General features: G+C 58.8%; 18 protein-coding genes. 13 read left to right on the plus strand and 5 right to left on the minus strand.

Annotated features, from left to right (window positions below; all coding sequences use genetic code 11):
• The first annotated feature begins 125 nt into the window (after positions 1–125).
• From WA145_RS09460 to WA145_RS09480, 5 genes are all read left to right on the plus strand, one after another.
• Entirely contained in the window at positions 126–1,646 is a 1,521-nt protein-coding gene (locus tag WA145_RS09460; RefSeq protein ID WP_422581338.1) for an aldehyde dehydrogenase family protein, read from the plus strand.
• A 181-nt stretch (positions 1,647–1,827) separates the two neighbouring features.
• Positions 1,828–3,276: an ethanolamine permease gene (gene eat / locus WA145_RS09465; RefSeq protein ID WP_422581339.1), complete on the plus strand. Its 1,449-nt coding sequence runs from the start codon at positions 1,828–1,830 to the stop codon at positions 3,274–3,276.
• Between the two features lie 66 nt (positions 3,277–3,342).
• Positions 3,343–4,737, plus strand: coding sequence for an ethanolamine ammonia-lyase subunit EutB (locus WA145_RS09470; RefSeq protein ID WP_422581340.1), 1,395 nt, complete (start codon positions 3,343–3,345; stop codon positions 4,735–4,737).
• A 14-nt stretch (positions 4,738–4,751) separates the two neighbouring features.
• Positions 4,752–5,564 carry an ethanolamine ammonia-lyase subunit EutC gene (gene eutC, locus WA145_RS09475; RefSeq protein ID WP_422581341.1) on the plus strand — a complete coding sequence of 271 codons (813 nt, stop codon included), beginning with the start codon at positions 4,752–4,754 and terminating at the stop codon, positions 5,562–5,564.
• Positions 5,565–5,702: 138 nt separating this feature from the next.
• A complete protein-coding gene (locus WA145_RS09480; RefSeq protein ID WP_422581342.1) occupies positions 5,703–6,170 on the plus strand; it encodes a GNAT family N-acetyltransferase in 468 nt (155 codons plus the stop codon).
• Positions 6,171–6,213: 43 nt separating this feature from the next.
• On the opposite strand, the gene WA145_RS09485 is transcribed toward WA145_RS09480, so the two are convergent.
• Positions 6,214–7,812 carry a protein kinase gene (locus WA145_RS09485; protein ID WP_422581343.1) on the minus strand — a complete coding sequence of 533 codons (1,599 nt, stop codon included), beginning with the start codon at positions 7,810–7,812 and terminating at the stop codon, positions 6,214–6,216.
• 111 nt (positions 7,813–7,923) lie between these two features.
• Between WA145_RS09485 and WA145_RS09490 the strand changes: the two genes are divergently transcribed.
• The 3 genes from WA145_RS09490 to WA145_RS09500 all read left to right on the plus strand — a co-directional run bounded on the left by WA145_RS09490 (position 7,924) and on the right by WA145_RS09500 (position 10,787).
• Positions 7,924–8,763, plus strand: coding sequence for a zinc-dependent peptidase (locus WA145_RS09490; RefSeq protein ID WP_422581344.1), 840 nt, complete (start codon positions 7,924–7,926; stop codon positions 8,761–8,763).
• A gap of 78 nt (positions 8,764–8,841) precedes the next feature.
• On the plus strand, positions 8,842–9,369 hold the full coding sequence (gene ppa / locus WA145_RS09495; RefSeq protein ID WP_160016157.1) for an inorganic diphosphatase: 528 nt from the start codon (positions 8,842–8,844) through the stop codon (positions 9,367–9,369).
• Positions 9,370–9,584: 215 nt separating this feature from the next.
• The gene (locus WA145_RS09500) at positions 9,585–10,787 is read left to right on the plus strand and encodes a tyrosine-type recombinase/integrase (protein WP_422581345.1); all 1,203 of its coding nucleotides are present in this window, start codon (positions 9,585–9,587) and stop codon (positions 10,785–10,787) included.
• 25 nt (positions 10,788–10,812) lie between these two features.
• On the opposite strand, the gene WA145_RS09505 is transcribed toward WA145_RS09500, so the two are convergent.
• The 3 genes from WA145_RS09505 to WA145_RS09515 are packed head-to-tail and all read right to left on the minus strand — an operon-like array spanning position 10,813 to position 13,169.
• Complete coding sequence (locus WA145_RS09505; RefSeq protein WP_422581346.1) at positions 10,813–11,475, minus strand: hypothetical protein; 663 nt, start codon at positions 11,473–11,475, stop codon at positions 10,813–10,815.
• A 15-nt stretch (positions 11,476–11,490) separates the two neighbouring features.
• A complete protein-coding gene (locus WA145_RS09510) occupies positions 11,491–12,945 on the minus strand; it encodes a YfjI family protein (RefSeq protein ID WP_422581347.1) in 1,455 nt (484 codons plus the stop codon).
• On the minus strand, positions 12,945–13,169 hold the full coding sequence (locus WA145_RS09515; RefSeq protein ID WP_422581348.1) for a helix-turn-helix transcriptional regulator: 225 nt from the start codon (positions 13,167–13,169) through the stop codon (positions 12,945–12,947). The genes WA145_RS09510 and WA145_RS09515 overlap by 1 nt, the downstream gene beginning before the upstream one ends.
• 286 nt (positions 13,170–13,455) lie before the next feature.
• Between WA145_RS09515 and WA145_RS09520 the strand changes: the two genes are divergently transcribed.
• From WA145_RS09520 to WA145_RS09540, 5 genes are all read left to right on the plus strand, one after another.
• Entirely contained in the window at positions 13,456–13,785 is a 330-nt protein-coding gene (locus WA145_RS09520) for a hypothetical protein (RefSeq protein ID WP_422581349.1), read from the plus strand.
• A 90-nt stretch (positions 13,786–13,875) separates the two neighbouring features.
• Positions 13,876–14,844, plus strand: coding sequence for a DUF932 domain-containing protein (locus WA145_RS09525; protein ID WP_422581350.1), 969 nt, complete (start codon positions 13,876–13,878; stop codon positions 14,842–14,844).
• Between the two features lie 75 nt (positions 14,845–14,919).
• Positions 14,920–15,921 (plus strand): YqaJ viral recombinase family protein, encoded by a 1,002-nt coding sequence (locus WA145_RS09530; protein WP_422581351.1) that lies wholly within the window; start codon positions 14,920–14,922, stop codon positions 15,919–15,921.
• 87 nt (positions 15,922–16,008) lie between these two features.
• A complete protein-coding gene (locus tag WA145_RS09535; protein ID WP_422581352.1) occupies positions 16,009–16,905 on the plus strand; it encodes a hydrolase or metal-binding protein in 897 nt (298 codons plus the stop codon).
• A 42-nt stretch (positions 16,906–16,947) separates the two neighbouring features.
• On the plus strand, positions 16,948–17,127 hold the full coding sequence (locus tag WA145_RS09540) for a hypothetical protein (RefSeq protein WP_422581353.1): 180 nt from the start codon (positions 16,948–16,950) through the stop codon (positions 17,125–17,127).
• Between the two features lie 217 nt (positions 17,128–17,344).
• Here WA145_RS09540 and WA145_RS09545 read toward each other — a convergent pair whose 3' ends face one another.
• Positions 17,345–18,376: a GlxA family transcriptional regulator gene (locus tag WA145_RS09545; protein ID WP_422581354.1), complete on the minus strand. Its 1,032-nt coding sequence runs from the start codon at positions 18,374–18,376 to the stop codon at positions 17,345–17,347.
• Positions 18,377–18,439 lie beyond the last annotated feature (63 nt).

The following is an 18,439-nucleotide window of genomic DNA, read 5'->3' on the forward strand; positions in this document are numbered from 1 at the left end:
CGCAACCGCTCTAGCACGGTAACTGCACACTCCTGGCCCAGCCCTTGCTCTGTCTCTGCACAAGCGCCACAGCGCGCCGTTCGCTGCATCACCAGAACAAGCATAAGAACCAGGAGATATTCAGCATGCGTTACGCCCATCCCGGTACCGAAGGTGCCCTCGTTTCCTTTAAATCCCGTTACGGCAACTACATCGGCGGCGAGTTTGTTGCGCCGGTCAAAGGCCAGTACTTCACCAATACCTCGCCGGTGAATGGCCTGCCGATTGCCGAGTTCCCGCGCTCCACGGCCGAGGATATCGACAAGGCTCTCGACGCCGCCCACGCTGCCGCCGATGCCTGGGGCAGCACCTCAGTGCAGGAGCGCTCGCTGACCCTGCTGAAGATCGCCGACCGCATCGAAGCCAACCTGGAAATGCTGGCCATCACCGAAACCTGGGACAACGGTAAAGCCGTACGGGAAACCCTGAATGCCGATATTCCCCTGGCCGCCGACCACTTTCGCTACTTCGCCGGCTGCCTGCGCGCTCAGGAAGGCTCGGCCGCCGAGATCGACGGCAACACCGTGGCCTATCACATCCACGAACCGCTGGGCGTGGTCGGGCAGATCATCCCGTGGAACTTCCCGCTGCTGATGGCCGCCTGGAAACTCGCCCCGGCCCTGGCCGCTGGCAACTGCGTGGTGCTCAAACCGGCCGAGCAAACCCCGCTGGGTATCAGCGTGCTGCTGGAGCTAATCGGCGACCTGCTGCCGCCGGGCGTGCTCAACGTGGTGCAGGGCTTCGGCAAGGAAGCCGGCGAGGCGCTGGCGACCAGCAAGCGCATCGCCAAGATCGCCTTCACCGGCTCCACCCCGGTCGGTTCGCATATCCTCAAGTGCGCCGCCGAGAACATCATCCCGTCGACCGTGGAGCTGGGCGGAAAATCGCCGAATATCTTCTTCGAAGACATCATGCAGGCCGAGCCGAGCTTTATCGAAAAGGCTGCCGAAGGCCTGGTGCTGGCCTTCTTCAACCAGGGTGAAGTGTGCACCTGCCCATCGCGGGCACTGGTGCAGGAATCCATCTACCCGGCCTTTATGAAAGAGGTGATGAAGAAGGTCGAGCAGATCAAGCGCGGCGACCCGCTGGACACCGACACCATGGTCGGCGCCCAGGCCTCCGAGCAGCAGTTCGACAAGATCTTGAGTTACCTGGAAATCGCCAAGCAGGAAGGCGCCGAGCTGCTCACCGGAGGCAGCGTGGAAAAGCTCAGCGGCACCCTGGACGGCGGCTATTACATCCAGCCGACCCTGCTCAAGGGCCACAACAAGATGCGCGTGTTCCAGGAGGAAATCTTCGGCCCGGTGGTCAGCGTCACCACCTTCAAGGACGAAGCCGAAGCCCTGGCGATTGCCAACGACACCGAGTTCGGCCTCGGCGCCGGCCTGTGGACCCGCGACATCAACCGCGCCTACCGCATGGGCCGGGCGATCAAGGCCGGGCGCGTATGGACCAACTGCTACCACCTGTACCCGGCGCATGCTGCCTTCGGTGGCTACAAGAAGTCCGGCGTCGGCCGCGAAACCCACAAGATGATGCTCGACCACTACCAGCAGACCAAGAACCTGTTAGTGAGCTACGACACCAACCCACTCGGCTTTTTCTAAGCCCCTGCGCAACCGCAGCCGATGCTCGGAAACGACATCGGCTTGCCCGCTCGCGCCCCAGGTCTAGACCAGAGGCGCAGTTGGCACAGCGGTTGCTGATCCACTGGGTAACACTCTCCCTCAAATAGCTACACGCCTGGCCGGGCCTGCGCTGCGGCCAGCGTGTTGATAAGGAATTCCCATGGCAGCAGAACAAATCAGTGCGGTAGGTCTACCGCAAGGCACCGATTTAGAGCAGGTCGATGCCGATTACTTCCAAAGCAGGCAATTGAAGAAGGGCGCAGCAGGCTGGGTATTGCTGGTTGGCCTGGGCGTGGCCTACGTGATTTCCGGCGACTACGCCGGCTGGAACTTCGGTCTAGCCCAGGGCGGCTGGGGCGGCATGTTTCTCGCCACCCTGCTGATGGCGCTGATGTACCTGTGCATGTGCTTCTCCCTGGCGGAACTGTCCTCGATGATCCCCACCGCTGGCGGCGGCTACGGCTTTGCCCGCAGCGCCTTCGGCCCCTTGGGCGGTTTTCTTACCGGCACGGCGATCCTCATCGAGTACGCCATTGCCCCAGCGGCGATTGCGGTGTTTATCGGCGCTTACTGCGAGTCGCTATTCGGCATCGGCGGCTGGGCGATCTACCTGGCCTTCTATGTGCTGTTTATCGGCATCCATATCTTTGGCGTCGGTGAGGCGCTGAAGCTGATGTTTATCATCACCGCCGTGGCGGCGATTGCCCTCGGCGTGTTTATCGTCGCGATGGTGCCGCACTTCTCCGTGGCCAACCTGCTCGATATCCCGGTGAGCGAAGCCACCGGCGCCAGCAGCTTCCTGCCGTTCGGCTACGTCGGCGTATGGGCGGCGATCCCCTATGCGATCTGGTTTTTCCTCGCAGTCGAAGGCGTGCCACTGGCCGCCGAAGAAACCCGCAACCCGCAGCGCGATATGCCGCGCGGGCTGATCGGCGCCATGCTGGTGCTGCTGGCCTTTGCTCTGCTGATTCTGCTGATTGGCCCAGGCGGCGCCGGCGCCAACGCGCTGATGGCCTCCGGCAACCCGCTGGTGGAAGCCCTGACCATTGCCTACGGCGAATCCACCTGGATGAGCAGCTTCGTCAACCTGATTGGCCTGGCCGGTCTGATTGCCAGCTTCTTCTCGATCATCTACGCCTACTCGCGGCAGATCTTCGCCCTGTCGCGCGCCGGCTACCTGCCGCGTTCGCTGTCGCTGACCAACAAGAACAAGGCGCCGGTACTGGCCTTGATCGTGCCCGGTCTGATCGGCTTTGCCCTGTCGCTGACTGGCCAGGGTGACCTGCTGATTCTGGTGGCAGTGTTCGGCGCCACCATCTCCTATGTGTTGATGATGGCCGCGCACATCACCCTGCGCGTACGCCGTCCAGAGATGCATCGCCCGTACCGCACCCCAGGCGGCATCGTCACCTCGGGCATCGCCCTGGTGCTGGCCTGCGTGGCCGTGGTCGCCGGCTTCCTGGTCGACCCACGGGTGGTGATTGGCGCTGCGGTTATCTACGCCGTGCTGATCGCCTACTTCGCCCTGTACAGTCGCCATCACCTGGTGGCCGGTACGCCGGAAGAAGAATTCGTCGCCATCGGTAAAGCCGAGGCCGCGCTCAAGTAGCCAAGTAACCAAGTAACACCGCCGCGCTGGCGCAGCTGCGCCAGTGCGACGTTTGGGAGACACGCGATGTCCAGTTTTCAGCATAGGGTAGGTGGTGAAACCTACCGTTTCGACAGCCTCGCCGAAGTCATGGCCAAGGCCAGCCCGGCGCGTTCCGGCGACTTTCTCGCCGGCGTTGCCGCGAGCAATGCCGGCGAACGGGTCGCGGCGCAGATGGCCCTGGCCGATATTCCGCTCAAGCATTTTCTCAACGAGGCGCTGATTCCCTACGAAGCCGATGAAGTCACCCGGCTGATTATCGACAGCCATGACCTGGCGGCCTTTGCTCCGGTCAGCCACCTGACTGTCGGCGGCTTTCGCGACTGGCTGCTCGGCGACAGCGCCGATGAAGCCAGCCTGCGCGCCCTCGCCCCCGGCCTGACGCCGGAAATGGCCGCAGCGGTATCGAAGATCATGCGCGTGCAGGACTTGGTGCTGGTGGCGCAGAAAATCCGTGTGGTCAGCCGTTTTCGCAACACCGTCGGCCTGCGCGGGCGCATGTCCACCCGCCTGCAGCCCAATCACCCGACCGATGAACCGGCCGGCATCGCCGCGAGCATTCTCGACGGCCTGCTGTACGGCAACGGCGACGCCATGATCGGCATCAACCCGGCCACCGACAGCATCAGTTCGATCTGCGAGATGCTGAAGATGCTCGACGGCATCATCCAGCGTTATGAAATCCCCACCCAGGCCTGCGTGCTGACCCACGTCACCACCTCGATCGAGGCGATCAACCGTGGTGTGCCACTGGACCTGGTGTTCCAGTCGATTGCCGGCACCGAGGCGGCCAACGCCAGCTTTGGCGTCAGCCTGAAGATCCTGCAGGAAGGCTACGACGCCGGCCTGAGCCTCAAACGCGGCACCCTCGGCGACAACCTGATGTATTTCGAAACCGGCCAGGGCAGCGCGCTCTCCGCCGGCGCCCACCATGGCCTCGACCAGCAGACCTGCGAAACCCGCGCCTATGCAGTGGCGCGGCATTTCAAACCGTTTCTAGTGAATACCGTGGTCGGCTTTATCGGCCCGGAGTATCTGTATAACGGCAAGCAGATCATCCGCGCCGGCCTGGAAGACCACTTCTGCGGCAAGCTGCTGGGCCTGCCGATGGGCTGCGACATCTGCTACACCAACCACGCCGAAGCCGATCAGGACGATATGGACGTGCTGCTGACCCTGCTCGGTGTGGCCGGGATCAACTTCATCATGGGTATCCCCGGCTCCGATGATGTGATGCTCAATTACCAGACCACCTCCTTTCACGACGCGCTGTATGCCCGGCAGAGCCTGGGGCTGAAACCGGCCCCTGAGTTCGAAGGCTGGCTGCAGCGCATGGGCATCTTTACCCAGGCCGATGGCCGCCCGCGCATGGGCAACAGCCTGCCGACGGCGTTTCGTCAGGCACTGGCGCAGCTTGGTTAGCAGAGGAGTCGCTTATGTACGATGACAGCCCACTCAGCGGCGCCAGCGAAAATCCCTGGCAGCAACTGCGCAACCTCACCCCGGCGCGCATCGCCTTGGGTCGTGCCGGCACCAGCATGCCGACCCGCGCCCAGCTGGATTTCCAGTTCGCCCACGCCCAGGCCCGCGATGCCGTGCATCTGCCGTTCGACCACGCCGCATTAGCTGCCGGCCTGGCTCACCAGCATCGGCAAAGCCTGCTGCTGCACAGCGCCGCCAAGGACCGCGATACCTACCTGCAACGCCCGGACCTGGGCCGGCGCTTGAGCCACGAGTCCGCCGAGCTGCTGGGCCAGCACCGCGAAAACAATCCAGACGGTTACGACCTGGCCATTGTTATTGCCGACGGCCTGTCTGCCTTGGCCGTGCACCGTAATGCCCTGCCCATGGTGGCGCATATCGAGGAACAGGCCGCTGCCGAAGGCTGGAGCGTCTCACCCGTGGTTCTGGTCAGTCAGGGCCGCGTGGCGGTGGCTGATGAAGTGGCCGAACTGCTCGGCGCACGCATGGTGGTGATTCTGATCGGCGAGCGCCCGGGCCTGAGCTCGCCGGACAGCCTGGGCCTGTACTTCACCTACGCGCCCAAGGTCGGCCTGACCGACGCCTACCGCAACTGCATCTCCAACGTGCGCCAGGAAGGCCTGAGCTACGCCATGGCCAGCCATCGCCTGCTGTACCTGATGCGCGAGGCCTGCCGCCGCCAGCTGTCTGGGGTCAATCTGAAGGATGAGGCCGAAGTGCCGCTGCTGGCCGGCGGGGTGCAGCGCGAGAATTTTCTTCTTGGATGACGCGAAATTTCCGCAAACTACAACCAAACGCTTGTTTGGATTGCACTTTCCAAAAGCTTTAGGCAGCATCGGGGTCGTTCGCAGGCAGCGCTGCCGTGTTGCCGAAGCCATCCACATGACTTTAAGTAGAGGCTCACCATGCGCATCGTCCAAGCGACCCTGGAGCATTTGGATCAACTCACGCCACTGTTCGTCAATTACCGCGAACACTTTGGCCAGCTGCCCTACCCCGACTCCTCGCGCGCCTTTCTGGAAAAGCGCATCAGCCGCAAGGAATCAGTGATCTACCTGGCCATGGCTGACGATGAAGATAAAATTCTCGGCTTCTGCCAGCTCTATTCGAGCTTCTCTTCGCTGTCACTCAAGCGCGTATGGATTCTCAACGACATCTATGTCTGCCAGGACGCGCGCCGTCAGCTGGTGGCCGACCGCCTGATCCAGACCGCCAAGCAGATGGCCAAGGAAACCAACGCCGTACGCCTGCGGGTGGCCTCCAGCATCAACAACGAGGTCGCGCACAAGCTCTACGAATCCATCGGTTTCAAGGAAGACACCGAGTTCAAGAGCTTTGTCCTGCCGATCACCGAAGACTTCACTGCGCCGTAACCGGCCCAGCCAGCGACGCACAGCGCGCCGCTGGCTCAGCCCCTCAGCCTTCCAGGCTAAGCCACAAACCAATCCCAAGCTGTAAAACCAGCAAACCCAACGCGGCCAGTTGCCAGCTCTGCCGATAGTGCCGCGTGCGGCGCGTGGCTGCCGGTTGATGCAGTAACGGCTGACGCAATGCCTGCTCAAACTCCGACAGCGCCTCGAAGCGCACCTGCGGCCTGGGCGCCAGCGCCCGCGCCAGTACACCATCCCAACCGACCGGCACCTGCACGCTGAACTGCGCCAACGGCACATAACGGCTGTGAATACCCGCATCCGCCTGCGCCGCCTCGGGCCAGCGCCCGCAGAACAGCCAATAGGCCAACGCCGCCAGGGCAAACTGGTCGGCGCGGCCATCCACGGCCTGCCCACCACGTACCTCAGGGGCCAGCGGCACCGCCTGTTCAGGCAGTTTCTGCGGCGGCACGCCGGGCAACAGCACGGCATATTCAGGCAGCAACAGCAGCCGACCGCCGTCATCCAACAGAATATTGCGTGGGTCCAGCCACAGCCCCTGCATGCCCCGGCGTTGTAGGCCACGTACGGCGGCAATCAATTGTTCAAGCACGGCCAGCACCGTCACACCGTCCACCGGGCCATGGGCCGCCACCCAGTCGATCAGGCTGCGCATGCCCTTGCCCGCCGGCTCAAATAACCAGAAGGCATGCTCGCGCGGCTGATGCGAAGACAGCACCTGCGCCAGGCTGGCCACCGGGCTGCGCCGCAGCGCCCACTCACGCTGCCAGAAGGCCTCATCCGCGGCCTGTTCGGCCAGCCACAACATGGCCTCACGACCCCGTGGATCCGTGGCGCGAAACACCCGCCCAGGCGGGCCGTAGGGACAAGCCGAGAGCAGCACCCAGCCATCCAGCTGCAGGCCAGGCTGCGCATTGCTCACCGCCCGCCAGGGCTTGCGCGGGGCCAGCTCTGGCACGCTGTCGGCTTCGCCCGGCAGCAATAACACCGCCGCGCCAGGGGCCTGCAACAGCGGCGCCAGCAGCTGCGCTAATGGATCACTGCCCAGCGCCTCGCCTGCGCCATGAAAGCCGCGCAGGTCCGCCACATCCAGCAGCGGCTGCGGCGCCAGCAGCACTAGCTCGCCGGGATTCAGGGTCAGGCGGTGCTGCACCAGCGCCAGCTCGGCCTGTGCGCCCAATTGCAGGCCATCACGGCCTACCAGGCTGGTTGCCGTGTCACCTTGATAACGCCGCAAACCGATGGCGCCAGCCTGGAGAAACTGCGCCTCGGCGTTTTGCAGCAGTAACAGCCCGACATTCAGCTGCGCAATGCTGCGCCCGGCCTGGCGCTGACGAAACAGCTGCTGATTAAACGCCGCCAGCACCTGCCGCGCCGCCTGGGCCTCACTCCAGCCGCTGGGGGTGCAACAGCAATCGGCCAGCAGGCCATCCAGATACGCCTCCAGGGTGCGCACTACATCAGTGCATTCGCGCGCACAGAGCAGCGCCACCAGTAACACCGGCGCCCGCCCCTCACGCCCCGGCAGCCAGGTCGCGCGCGCCCGTGCGGCCTGGCTGGGCAGGTCGAGGCCCTGGCCGCAAAGCAGTTTGACGGTGGCATGATGCAGACGCTCGATCGACATTGGCAGCCCTCCCAGGTCGCGGATAAGCCTGCCGTTGCAGCCTTTGTGCCGACTTGCCCAGCACTGGTCCCCGGCTTATGGTGGGCGCTTTCCACCATCCGAGCAGAGTCCATGTGGTCGCTCCGCGCCTGGCGTCGCCAGCGCATCCTCGCCCGTCACCCCGTCAGTAGTGAGCAGTGGCAGGCTGTATTGCAGCAGCTGCCGATTCTCGATGGTCTGAATGACGCCGAGCAGCAGCGCCTGCGCGAACGCGCCGTGCTGTTTCTGCATCACAAACACCTCAGCGCCCTGCCTGGCGTCGAACTGGACCGCCACGCACGCCTGCTGCTGGCGGTGCAGGCCGAGCTGCCGCTGCTGCACCTGGCCGACCTTGACTGGTATCAGGGCTTCCATGAAATCGTCTTGTACCCGGACGATTTCGTCAGCCCGCAGCGCCACCGCGACGCCAGCGGCGTGGTGCACGAATGGGACGCCGAACACAGCGGCGAGGCCTGGCAGCAAGGCCCGGTGATCCTCGCCTGGCCGGGCGTGCAGGCCAGCGGCCAGTGGCATGGCTATAACCTGGTGATCCACGAGCTGGCGCACAAACTGGATATGCTTAACGGCGACGCCAACGGCCTGCCGCCGCTGCACAGCACTATGGTCGTGCAGGACTGGGCCATGGCCATGCAGAGCGCCTTCGACCAGCTAAACATCGAACTGGATACCAATCCCGAGGCCGAAACCGCCATCGACCCTTACGCCGCCGAAGACCCGGCAGAGTTCTTTGCCGTCACCAGCGAATACTTCTTCAGCGCCCCGGACCTGCTCGCCGAGGCCTTCCCGGCGGTGTACGCGCAGCTAAAGCTGTTCTACCGCCAGGACCCGCTGGCGCGCCTGCAGCAGCTGCAGGCCAGCAACCCCGACTATCAGGTCAGAACCGAAGACAGTGGGTTCGCGACCAATGGCTAGGCATCCCGGCGTAGCAACCCCTGGGGAATATGCCTATAATCGCGCCACTTTTTTGGCCCACCCCTCGGGAGTCGCCCCATGAGCTACAGCAAGATCCCTGCTGGTAAAGACCTGCCGAACGACATCTACGTCGCCATCGAGATCCCGGCCAACCACGCGCCGATCAAATACGAAATCGATCACGACAGCGACTGCCTGATGGTCGACCGTTTCATGGCCACCCCGATGTTCTACCCGGCCAACTACGGCTTTATCCCGCACACCCTGGCCGACGACGGTGACCCCCTCGACGTGCTGGTCGTGACCCCCTACCCAGTGGCCCCAGGCTCGGTGATCCGCGCCCGTCCAGTCGGCGTACTGCTGATGAGCGACGAAGCCGGCGGCGATGCCAAGCTGGTGGCCGTTCCCCACGACAAATTGACCGTGCTGTACAAGGACGTTCAGGAATACACCGACCTGCCCCCGCTGCTGATCGAGCAGATCAAGCACTTCTTCGAGAACTACAAAGATCTGGAGAAGGGCAAGTGGGTCAAGGTCGAAGGTTGGGCTGGCGCCGACGAGGCCCGCAACCTGATTAATAAGGCGGTCGCGGCTTACCAAAAATAAGCTGAGACTACCCCCTAAAAACCGGCCACAAGCCGGTTTTTTTTATGCCCGAAATAATCCTATCCAGTCCGAAACCAAAGCTGCTAGCCTAGATAAATCAAGGGCTACAGCCATTATCCCAACCAACCCAGTCCAATGCGATACAACCCCATCCGACGACAATGTGGGGGGACAAGTGGGGGGACAAGCGGAAATGGCAACGCGGCAGGGACACGATGGGCAAGCTAAATCCGAAACAGGTCGAGAACCTGACAGAACCTGGCACCTACGAAGATGGAGAAGGACTTCGACTGGTCGTCAAACCCACAGGACGCAAGTCTTGGCTACTACGCTTCCAGCTCGCAGGTCGCCGCCGGGAAATGGGCTTAGGTTCGTACCCAGAGGTCAGCCTCAAGAACGCACGACTCGAAGCAAGCGCCAAACGTCGTCACCTGACAGAGGGTGTTGACCCTCTTGCAGCAAGGGATCAGGAGCGCGCAGCCCAGCGCGAGGCTCAGCGAGCCCAAGAGGCAAAACAGCTCAAGTTTGAAGTGCTGGCAACAGATTACTGGATCGCCCACAGCGGGAGTTGGTCTGCGCAGTGGCGTAAAGGCTGGATGCGCAAGCTAGAGCTCTATGCGTTCCCCTATATTCGCAAGCTGGCTGCTGAGCAGATCGACACAGCGCATATTCTCAAGATTCTGCAGCCTATCTGGACCACCAAAACCCGTACAGCTGACGAGGTACGCGGACAGATCGAACAAATTCTGGATGCAGCAAAAGCGCGCGGACTTCGTGACGGAGAAAACCCAGCACGGTGGCGTGGCCACCTGGACAACTTACTCAGCCGGGCAGAAAAGAAAAAAGCTAGAAAGCGCGAGCACTTCCCTGCAATGCCGTGGCAAGACGTACCAAAGCTGATGCATCAATTGAAAGCGAACATGACAGCACCATCTCTTGCCGCACAATTGCTGATCATGACCGCCGCGCGAGCGCACATGGTGCGATTCGCACGCTGGGATGAGTTTGATTTTGAAGCTCGTACGTGGTCACTTCCCGACGAGCGCATGAAAATGCGCGTTGCCTTCGTAATACCACTTGCTAACGAGGTTATTGACTGCCTGCGAGATATTCCACGTATAGAAGGAAGTCCATTCTTATTCCCTGGTCAAGGTAAAAGCGGTGTAATGCATGTAAATGCGATCCGCACCCTACTACATGACATGGGACATAAATCTATTACGCGACATGGTTTCCGCTCATCATTTCGCGACTGGGCAGGTGAACGTACACACTACCCACGTGAAGTTTGTGAAATGGCACTTGCGCATGACGAACGCGACCAAACTGAAGGTGCATACTCCAGGTCTGACTATCTAGATAAGCGCAGAGAACTAATGCAAGACTGGGCAGGGTACCTGACAACAGAGACGATATAAGCCAGAAAAATAAGCAGATAACGACCTATTTATTTTTAAACTCCATGTAAAAATCCCTTACCTCACCTTTATTCTTTAGCGACCTAATAATAAAATCACCGATATCAAGGCTAAATGAATTGAATGATTCATCCAGAAAGCTCTCAAGCTTCAATTCAAAATCCTTGATAACGTCTTCATGGCATGACCACCCCGATTCTGGATTGACCGGGCCACCTCTGATACAGTCGAGAAGCTTAGCATATAAAGCATCCATAATAACTTTGCCCGCTTGTGCGCCTTTAAGACGACCGTCATAAGAGATATTTACTACAGCCATAAACTGCTGCCAGCCATCAAACCGGCCGAGCTCAAGTGCAGACCTCGCGGCCAGAGATGCAGCTACATCTCCTCGCCCTCGATCATATTCACAGACCGCAGCCAAATAATAAAGAGAGGCATAAAAAAACCTCTCTTTCAACTCAACAGGTCCACGTGCCGCTTCTTCCCTCATCCAACACCAAAGAATGCTTTTCTCAGATATCTTCTTATCTGCCTCTAGAAAGGTCGACACTCTCCTTAAGAAATCGCTAAACATCTCTTTAGGCCAGCGTTTAAAAAAGATGTATCGCAAGCCAGCACGTAGCCTGTGCAAACTATCCTCAAATGAAATTGACTTAATTTTCGCAACAGAATCATACACACTCATAAGAACCCAGCCATTTCAATTAAGAATTACAACCCCTTTCTTACCTTCCAGCACAAGGCGAATCAACCCATCACAGACAAGCTTTTCATATATTTCCTCCAGCCTATCAGAGTCTCTAAGTCGATTGGGACCATGACGCCTAATATAGGTTTTATCCATTCGCCATTCACCTTTTGACCTTATCCAAGCGTGAAGCTCACTTGCATCGTTTTCTAGCATTGTATCCGGACTAAACACCTTATTGAACTGACGCGAAAACCAATAACCAAGCTCAATTGACGCCAGCATCGTCGTCTCAGAAATATCTCCCTCACGCCCCTCAAATACGTGAAATATAGCAGCTAACCTAAGCATATTTTCTGCAAGTTTTGAAGCATGATCCGGCGCCCACCCATAAACTCCTTCTTCCGAAATCTCTCTCTCAATCTGATTTCGCACATCAATCCAGATCATACTTGCGCGTGCCGACAATCGAATAATCTTGCGGGCACTTTCACCAAGACGACAACGCTCAACATACTCTTTCAGAAGAATAACGGCTCTATCTCCAAATCTTTCACAAGCTTGCCACCCTTGCTCAGCGCCATCATCAATTCTGGAGCCTTGAGTTGATCTAGGCCGACAAAATAAACAACGCGAAATAAAACCCGTCCCTCTTGCAACATCACCTTTTACTTCGTTAAACGATTCAAAAACACTAGGCTGCATCATCAAAAAAAGGGTAAGTCTTGCATCAGACACCTGATAAGACTCACTTGAGACACGACCTACACGTACGCCATCGCCACTCCAGACTGAATTAATTTTATCGAAATGCTGAAACGCACCTCCTTTCAGAATCCCTGAGGCCTCACTGGACATCCACCCAGCCGACGACAACCCTCCATTCATGGTTTTAAACAAAGCCTGAACTGTCACATCATCATTAAGAAATAATAGATTCAATGGTGGCCTTGGCTCTTTTTCTTGATGCTCACAGATCAAACTAGAAATTTTTCCAGTATCTTCACCTCGCTGTACAAACTTTCTCAAGGTAGATTTATGTGCCTTTAAAATTTCAAGCCAAATACCATGAGCAGCCTTATATTTAATATACTCAAGATCACGTTCTGCAAGGACCACTTCTTGATATTTAAATACACTTGCAGACAACGCACGAAACGTCGGTGTTTTTCCATCCCCAGAACCGGAAATCGCCATAATAGCCAGCGACAGCGGGCAGACATTACCGAGAGGCGACTTAACGTCATATAGCCCCTGAGCAACCAGGGACATCATCGCCAGCGCAGAGCAAACACCAAGCTCCCTTGGGGCCTTTATATTTCTCTGCACCTCATCAATCGCTTCAGTAAAAACTTCGAACGGCAGACCTGGGATGGGGTCCAGTAAGTTATGTTTATTCGATGCTTCTTTTGGTTCGAGCGGCACCTTACCCCATGATGGCTGCCGTGCAGGCTTCTCGCCACGCATCATCCCCCCACCTGTTTTTTCAGCTCAACATATGCTCTTACCTCCCGCAGATCCCATCCAACTGCGTAGATTCCGATCTTGAACGGTTTAGGAAAATCCGGATCAAACCATTTTGATCCTGGTTTAATACGCTCATATATAGTCGACCTACTGAGCCCTAGCACGACCTGAAGCCGACTAATGCGGATCACTCGCAACTCATCATCAAAATTTTCTGTTTGCATACGACCCTCCTTTTGGCACCTCAACGGTACCTAGCCGGCGAAGTCGTAACAGCCAAACCACTAAACAGAAATTATTTTAAGCGGTTACCTTGACATTTTTGAAATACTGAGAAAAAACAGCGCACGGCACTTTTTCAACCAACAGCCCCGTCGCTACCTGCTAAAGCTGCTAAAGCTGTAGCAAAAGTAGCGGGCGCAGCGACGCCTACACTGCCTGAAAATTCCATTCGTTAATTTTTCAAACACACATAACTGCAATGACATCACCACCAAGGAGGTTCGCCCCATGTCATTGCAGTGCCCTCGCTGTCACTCTCCCAAAGTCGCTTCTTTCCATCACGCCATGAAAGTCGGCGCGGCCATCGGCACCGTGGGCGGCGTTGCTCGTGGCGTCAGCGCTGCCCTGGCTGGCGGTCAAGCGGGCGCAGCTATCGGCGCGTTCGCCGGGCCTGTCGGCATCACCCTCGGATCCGTGTCGGGTGCCATTCTCGGCGGCCTGGCCGGCGGTGTCGGAGGCTACGCACTCGGCGCTCAGCTCGGTGAGTCGCTCGACCGTCACGTATTGGGCCACAACCTCTGCCTACTCTGTGGGCATCGCTTCAACCTGCCGGCCTGATCTGACCACACCTTTCTATCCATGTCGTCCGGCCGGTGCTGCGCTGTGCGCGGCGCTTTATGCCGGCCTGCACCCTAAGGAATCTCAACCATGGCTCATCTCATCGAAACAATGGCCTACGCTGGCGCTACCCCGTGGCATGGCCTGGGCAATCAGCTCACGCAAAAACAACCCATCGAAGTCTGGCAACGCGAAGCCGGCATGGATTGGCAGATCCAGGAAAGCCCTGTGCATTTCAAATCGGACAGCATCGGTCCGCTGGGCGCTATCCACTCATTCCCTGAGCAGAAGGTGCTGTTTCGCTCGGATACCAAAGCACCGCTTTCGGTGGTTTCCAACCGCTACCACAGCGTGCAACCACGCGAGGTGCTGGAGTTCTACCGGGATCTGACCGAAGTATCTGGCTACGAGCTGGAAACGGCTGGTGTACTGAAAGGTGGCCGCAAGCTCTGGGCGCTGGCGCGTACTGGTCAGGGGGCAGCGCTCAAAGGTAACGACCAGATCAACGGCTACCTGCTACTGGCCACATCCTGCGACGGCACCCTGGCCACCACAGCAACGCCAACCACGGTTCGCGTGGTGTGCAACAACACCCTGACCATCGCGCTAGACGGCACGAGCCGCGCAATCAAGGTGCCGCACAACACGCGCTTTGATTCAACTGTGGTGAAGAAACAGCTCGGCATCGCCGTCTCGCAATGGGACGACTTTATGTACCGCATGCGCGTGCTGGCAGAGCGCAAGGTGCAGTGGCATGAGGCGCTGGGCTTCTTTATGAACGTGCTGTGCGAAACCAATCCGACCGGCGCACTGCCGGAGGTGCTACCCAACGAGCGTGCTCTGCGCAAGGTTCAAGAGCTGTACGAGGGCCGTGGCCGGGGCAGTCAGCTGGACTCGGCACGCGGCACCGCCTGGGGCCTACTCAATTCTGTGACTGAGTTTGTCGATCACGAGCGCCGCGCCCGCAGCAATGAGTACCGCATGGACTCGGCTTGGTTCGGCCAGGGCGCGCAGATCAAACAACGTGCTCTGGACACCGCTCTGCAGCTGGTCGCCTGACCGCTTACTTCCCCCCATAACGCCCGATCAGCCTGGTTGCTGATCGGGCGTTTCTATTTCCGCAAGGTGAACGTTATGACAGCTACTCCGTTGAGCAGCACCAGCAAGTCGCGCCCGGCGCTGCGCTTGATCAGTACCAAGGAACTACCGCGTGAAGAATGGTTGGCGGTGCGCAAGCAGGGCATTGGCAGTTCGGATGCTGGTGCTGCAGTGGGCCTAAATCCCTACAAGTCGCAGCTGGAGTTATGGATGGAGAAAACCGGTCGTGACACCACGTTACCGAAGGCCGACCCGCACGATGAAGAAAGCCCGATGTACTGGGGCAATGTGCTGGAACCGGTCGTGGCCTGGCATTACAGCAAACGCACAAAGAACAAGGTGCGACGCATCAATGCCGTGCTGCAACATCCTGATCCTGAGCTGCCCTGGATGCTGGCCAACATCGACCGCGAGGTCATTGGCGCTGACGATGTGCAGATCCTCGAATGCAAGACCGCCGGCATAAACGGTGCACGCCTCTGGAAAGAAGGCGTACCCGAGTATGTGCAATTGCAGGTCATGCACCAGTTGGCCGTGACCGGTAAGCAAGCCGCCGACGTGGCTGTTCTGTTAGGCGGTCAGATCCTGGAGATCCATCGCATCGAACGGGACGAGCAGATGATCGCCCGCCTGATCGAGCTGGAACGAAAGTTCTGGCACTACGTCGAAACCGACACGCCACCGCCTGCTGATGGTTCTGCTTCAGCTGAAATGGCGCTGCGCTGCCTCTACCCGGAGGACAACGGCCAGACGGTCGACTTCAGTGGCCGTGCCGGTTTAGCTGCGGCATACCTGGAACTCAAGGCCGTGCGCCAATCCATCAACGAGAAAGAAACCCGTGAGGCCCAGCTCAAGCAAATGCTGCAACAAGCCATGGGCGAAGCCACACGCGCGGAGTTCAGCCACGGTTTTATCAGTTGGAAGAAATCCAAAGACAGCAACGTGCTCGATGTTGACCGCATGCTGAAGGACAAGCCCTACCTGCAGGTTCGCTATACCAAGTTCAAGGAAGGCTGCCGGCGCTTCCTGGTCGCCTAATCCCAACCTCAACCATTCCTTCCCGTTGGCCAGTCCATGCAGTTAGCGCTGCGTGGCTGGCCTTTTTTCGTTTGCAGGAGAACCACCATGCTCAAAGGTCTGGCTATCACCCCGCCGGTGCTCGGGCGAATTTCCATCGGCAAGATCATCGAGAAGAACGGCAAACGTCTGCCGGAAAAGGATGATCAATTCACCATCACTTCACAGGTGCAAGGCAAGGACGGCTGGCTGCTGCATCCGCTCAATGATGAGCTGCGTAAAAACCAGGAGGACAAACTGCGCAGCATCCCGGTACGCCTGCTGTTCAACGAACCTGAGTTGAATTTCCGTGCAGACTACACGCTGTTTGATCGGCAGTCTGGCAGGCCGTTGTGCGTAGGCAATGGCGAGACTTGCAAGCGAGTCACCCAGGAAGGCATGCAATCACTGCCCTGCCCTTCGCCTGATGCTTGTCCGTTAGCCAAAGGCGGTGCCTGTAAACCTTACGGCCGGCTGAACGTGCTGATTGGTGATGACGATCCGTTGGGCAGCTTTGTGTTCCGCACCACCGGTTTCAACAGCATCCGCACCCTGGCTGCACGCCTGCATTACTTCCAGGCTATTTCCGGCAATCGGCTGGCTTGCTTACCACTGGAACTACGTCTGCGTGGCAAGTCGACACGCCAGAGCCATGGCACACCGATCTTCTACGTCGATCTCACAGTGCGTACCGGCATGGACATGGCCGAGGCGCTGCAGGCTGCTAATGAGTTGGACACTCAACGGCAAGGAGCAGGCTTCGATCAGGTTGCACTGGATGAGGCGGCGCGACGTGGCTTTGGCAACGGCGTATTCGAGGACAGCGGAGAGGATGCCGGTGCCGTGATCGAAGAGTTCTTTTCCAGCACGGATGCAGCTTCCACCAACCCCCAAAGCGAAGCGCTGCCCCCTAGCACTACCTCACTGGCGGGCAAACTGGAAGTGCTCGCAACTCAACCCCACTGACCTATCGCCTACCTGGCTTCAGGCAGGCTCTGGAGAACCGAGATGATTCTATTGCGATTTCTGCTCAGTCTGTTTGCGTTCATTGGCGCACTGGCGGCAGCCGGGGCATTGGTCGTGAGCATCGTGCTGATGCTGCGCTTTCCGCCGCTGTTGATTGCCGTAGCGCTGGCGTGCTGGATCCTGTACTGGCTGTTGAAAAAAGCAGGCAAGCCTTTCCAGTAAATGGCACAGCCCGTGTGAGCAGGCAAAAGCTTGCTCACACGGGCTGCTTAGCCATATATCTTTTTTGACCGACTACCACAACTGCCCACTACATCCACGCTTCGCTCAACAACGCCATCAGCTTTGCTACATAAATCAGAATCCGTTGAGGCGGTGATGCCGACACAAAAAATACCTCAACGGATTCCGAACTCTTGCACACGGGACGTTTCCTTATTCAGGGGTTAGCACGCTTACGAAACTGCCCGGGGGCGGTACCAAACATATCTCGAAAGCGGCGCTGGAAATGCGAGGAGGTCACGAAGCCGCTGGCAATGGAGACTTCGAGTAAGGACTTATTGGTGTACTGCAGCAACTGGCGCGCGTTGGTCAGCCGCAACTCCAGGTAGTAACGCGGCGGCGTCGCCTTCACATGCTGGCAAAACAGACGCTCCAGGTGGCGCCTGGAAATACCCGCATACTGCGCGATCTCGCCGATCCCGATAGGGTCTTCGATATTGCTGTGCATCAGCTCCAGTGCGGTTTTCAGCGATTGTGGCAAGGTCGGCTCGATGTCGATCGAAACCACGGAAACGTCGAAGGTCTCGCGCATCTTGTCGCAACTCAACACTTCCTCAACCGCGCTGACCAACTCCTGCCGCGTGTCTCGGCGCACCACCTCCAGCATCATGCCCAGAGAGCTGTTGGCCCCCGCGCAGCTGATCCGCCCCCGATCGACCACATGGGAATGGCCGGTCACCCTAACCTTGGGAAACAGCTCGGTCATCATCACCCGGCCATCGGGGTGAAAGGCGCATTCGTAGCCGTCCAGCAGCCCTGCTTCCGCCATGAAGTAGGCGCCATTCCATAATCCGCCGAGCATGGCACCGGCGGCATCGGCCTGGCGCAGCTTGGTTCTGAGCAACGGACTTGCCTGTAATTGCACACGAAAGCCGCCACAGATCACGATCAGCTGCTGCTGACGCTCCTCCAGATCGGCTAGACGGCAATCCACCGAGATGACAATGCCCAGATCGCTGACCACTACATCCTGATCGCCACCGACCACCAGCACTTCGTAGAGCGGCGTGGCGCTCATCAGGTTGGCCGTGACCAGGGCGTCCACGGCACCGGTAAAGGCCATCATCGAGAAGTGGTCCAACAGCACGAAGGCAACATGCTGCACCTCCATATTCGACTCGCCACACGGCACCCGCTCCAGGTGCACCCGGTTCTTGTCCTTCAGGACGCTCTCGAACGACGATTTCATCACGCAGGCAACTCCATCGGAAGTCAGCGCCCCAAGCCTTCCAGCCGGCGAGCGAAAGTGAAC

Origin of the sequence: Pseudomonas sp. (assembly GCF_049301935.1) — a bacterium.
Lineage (GTDB): Bacteria > Pseudomonadota > Gammaproteobacteria > Pseudomonadales > Pseudomonadaceae > Aquipseudomonas.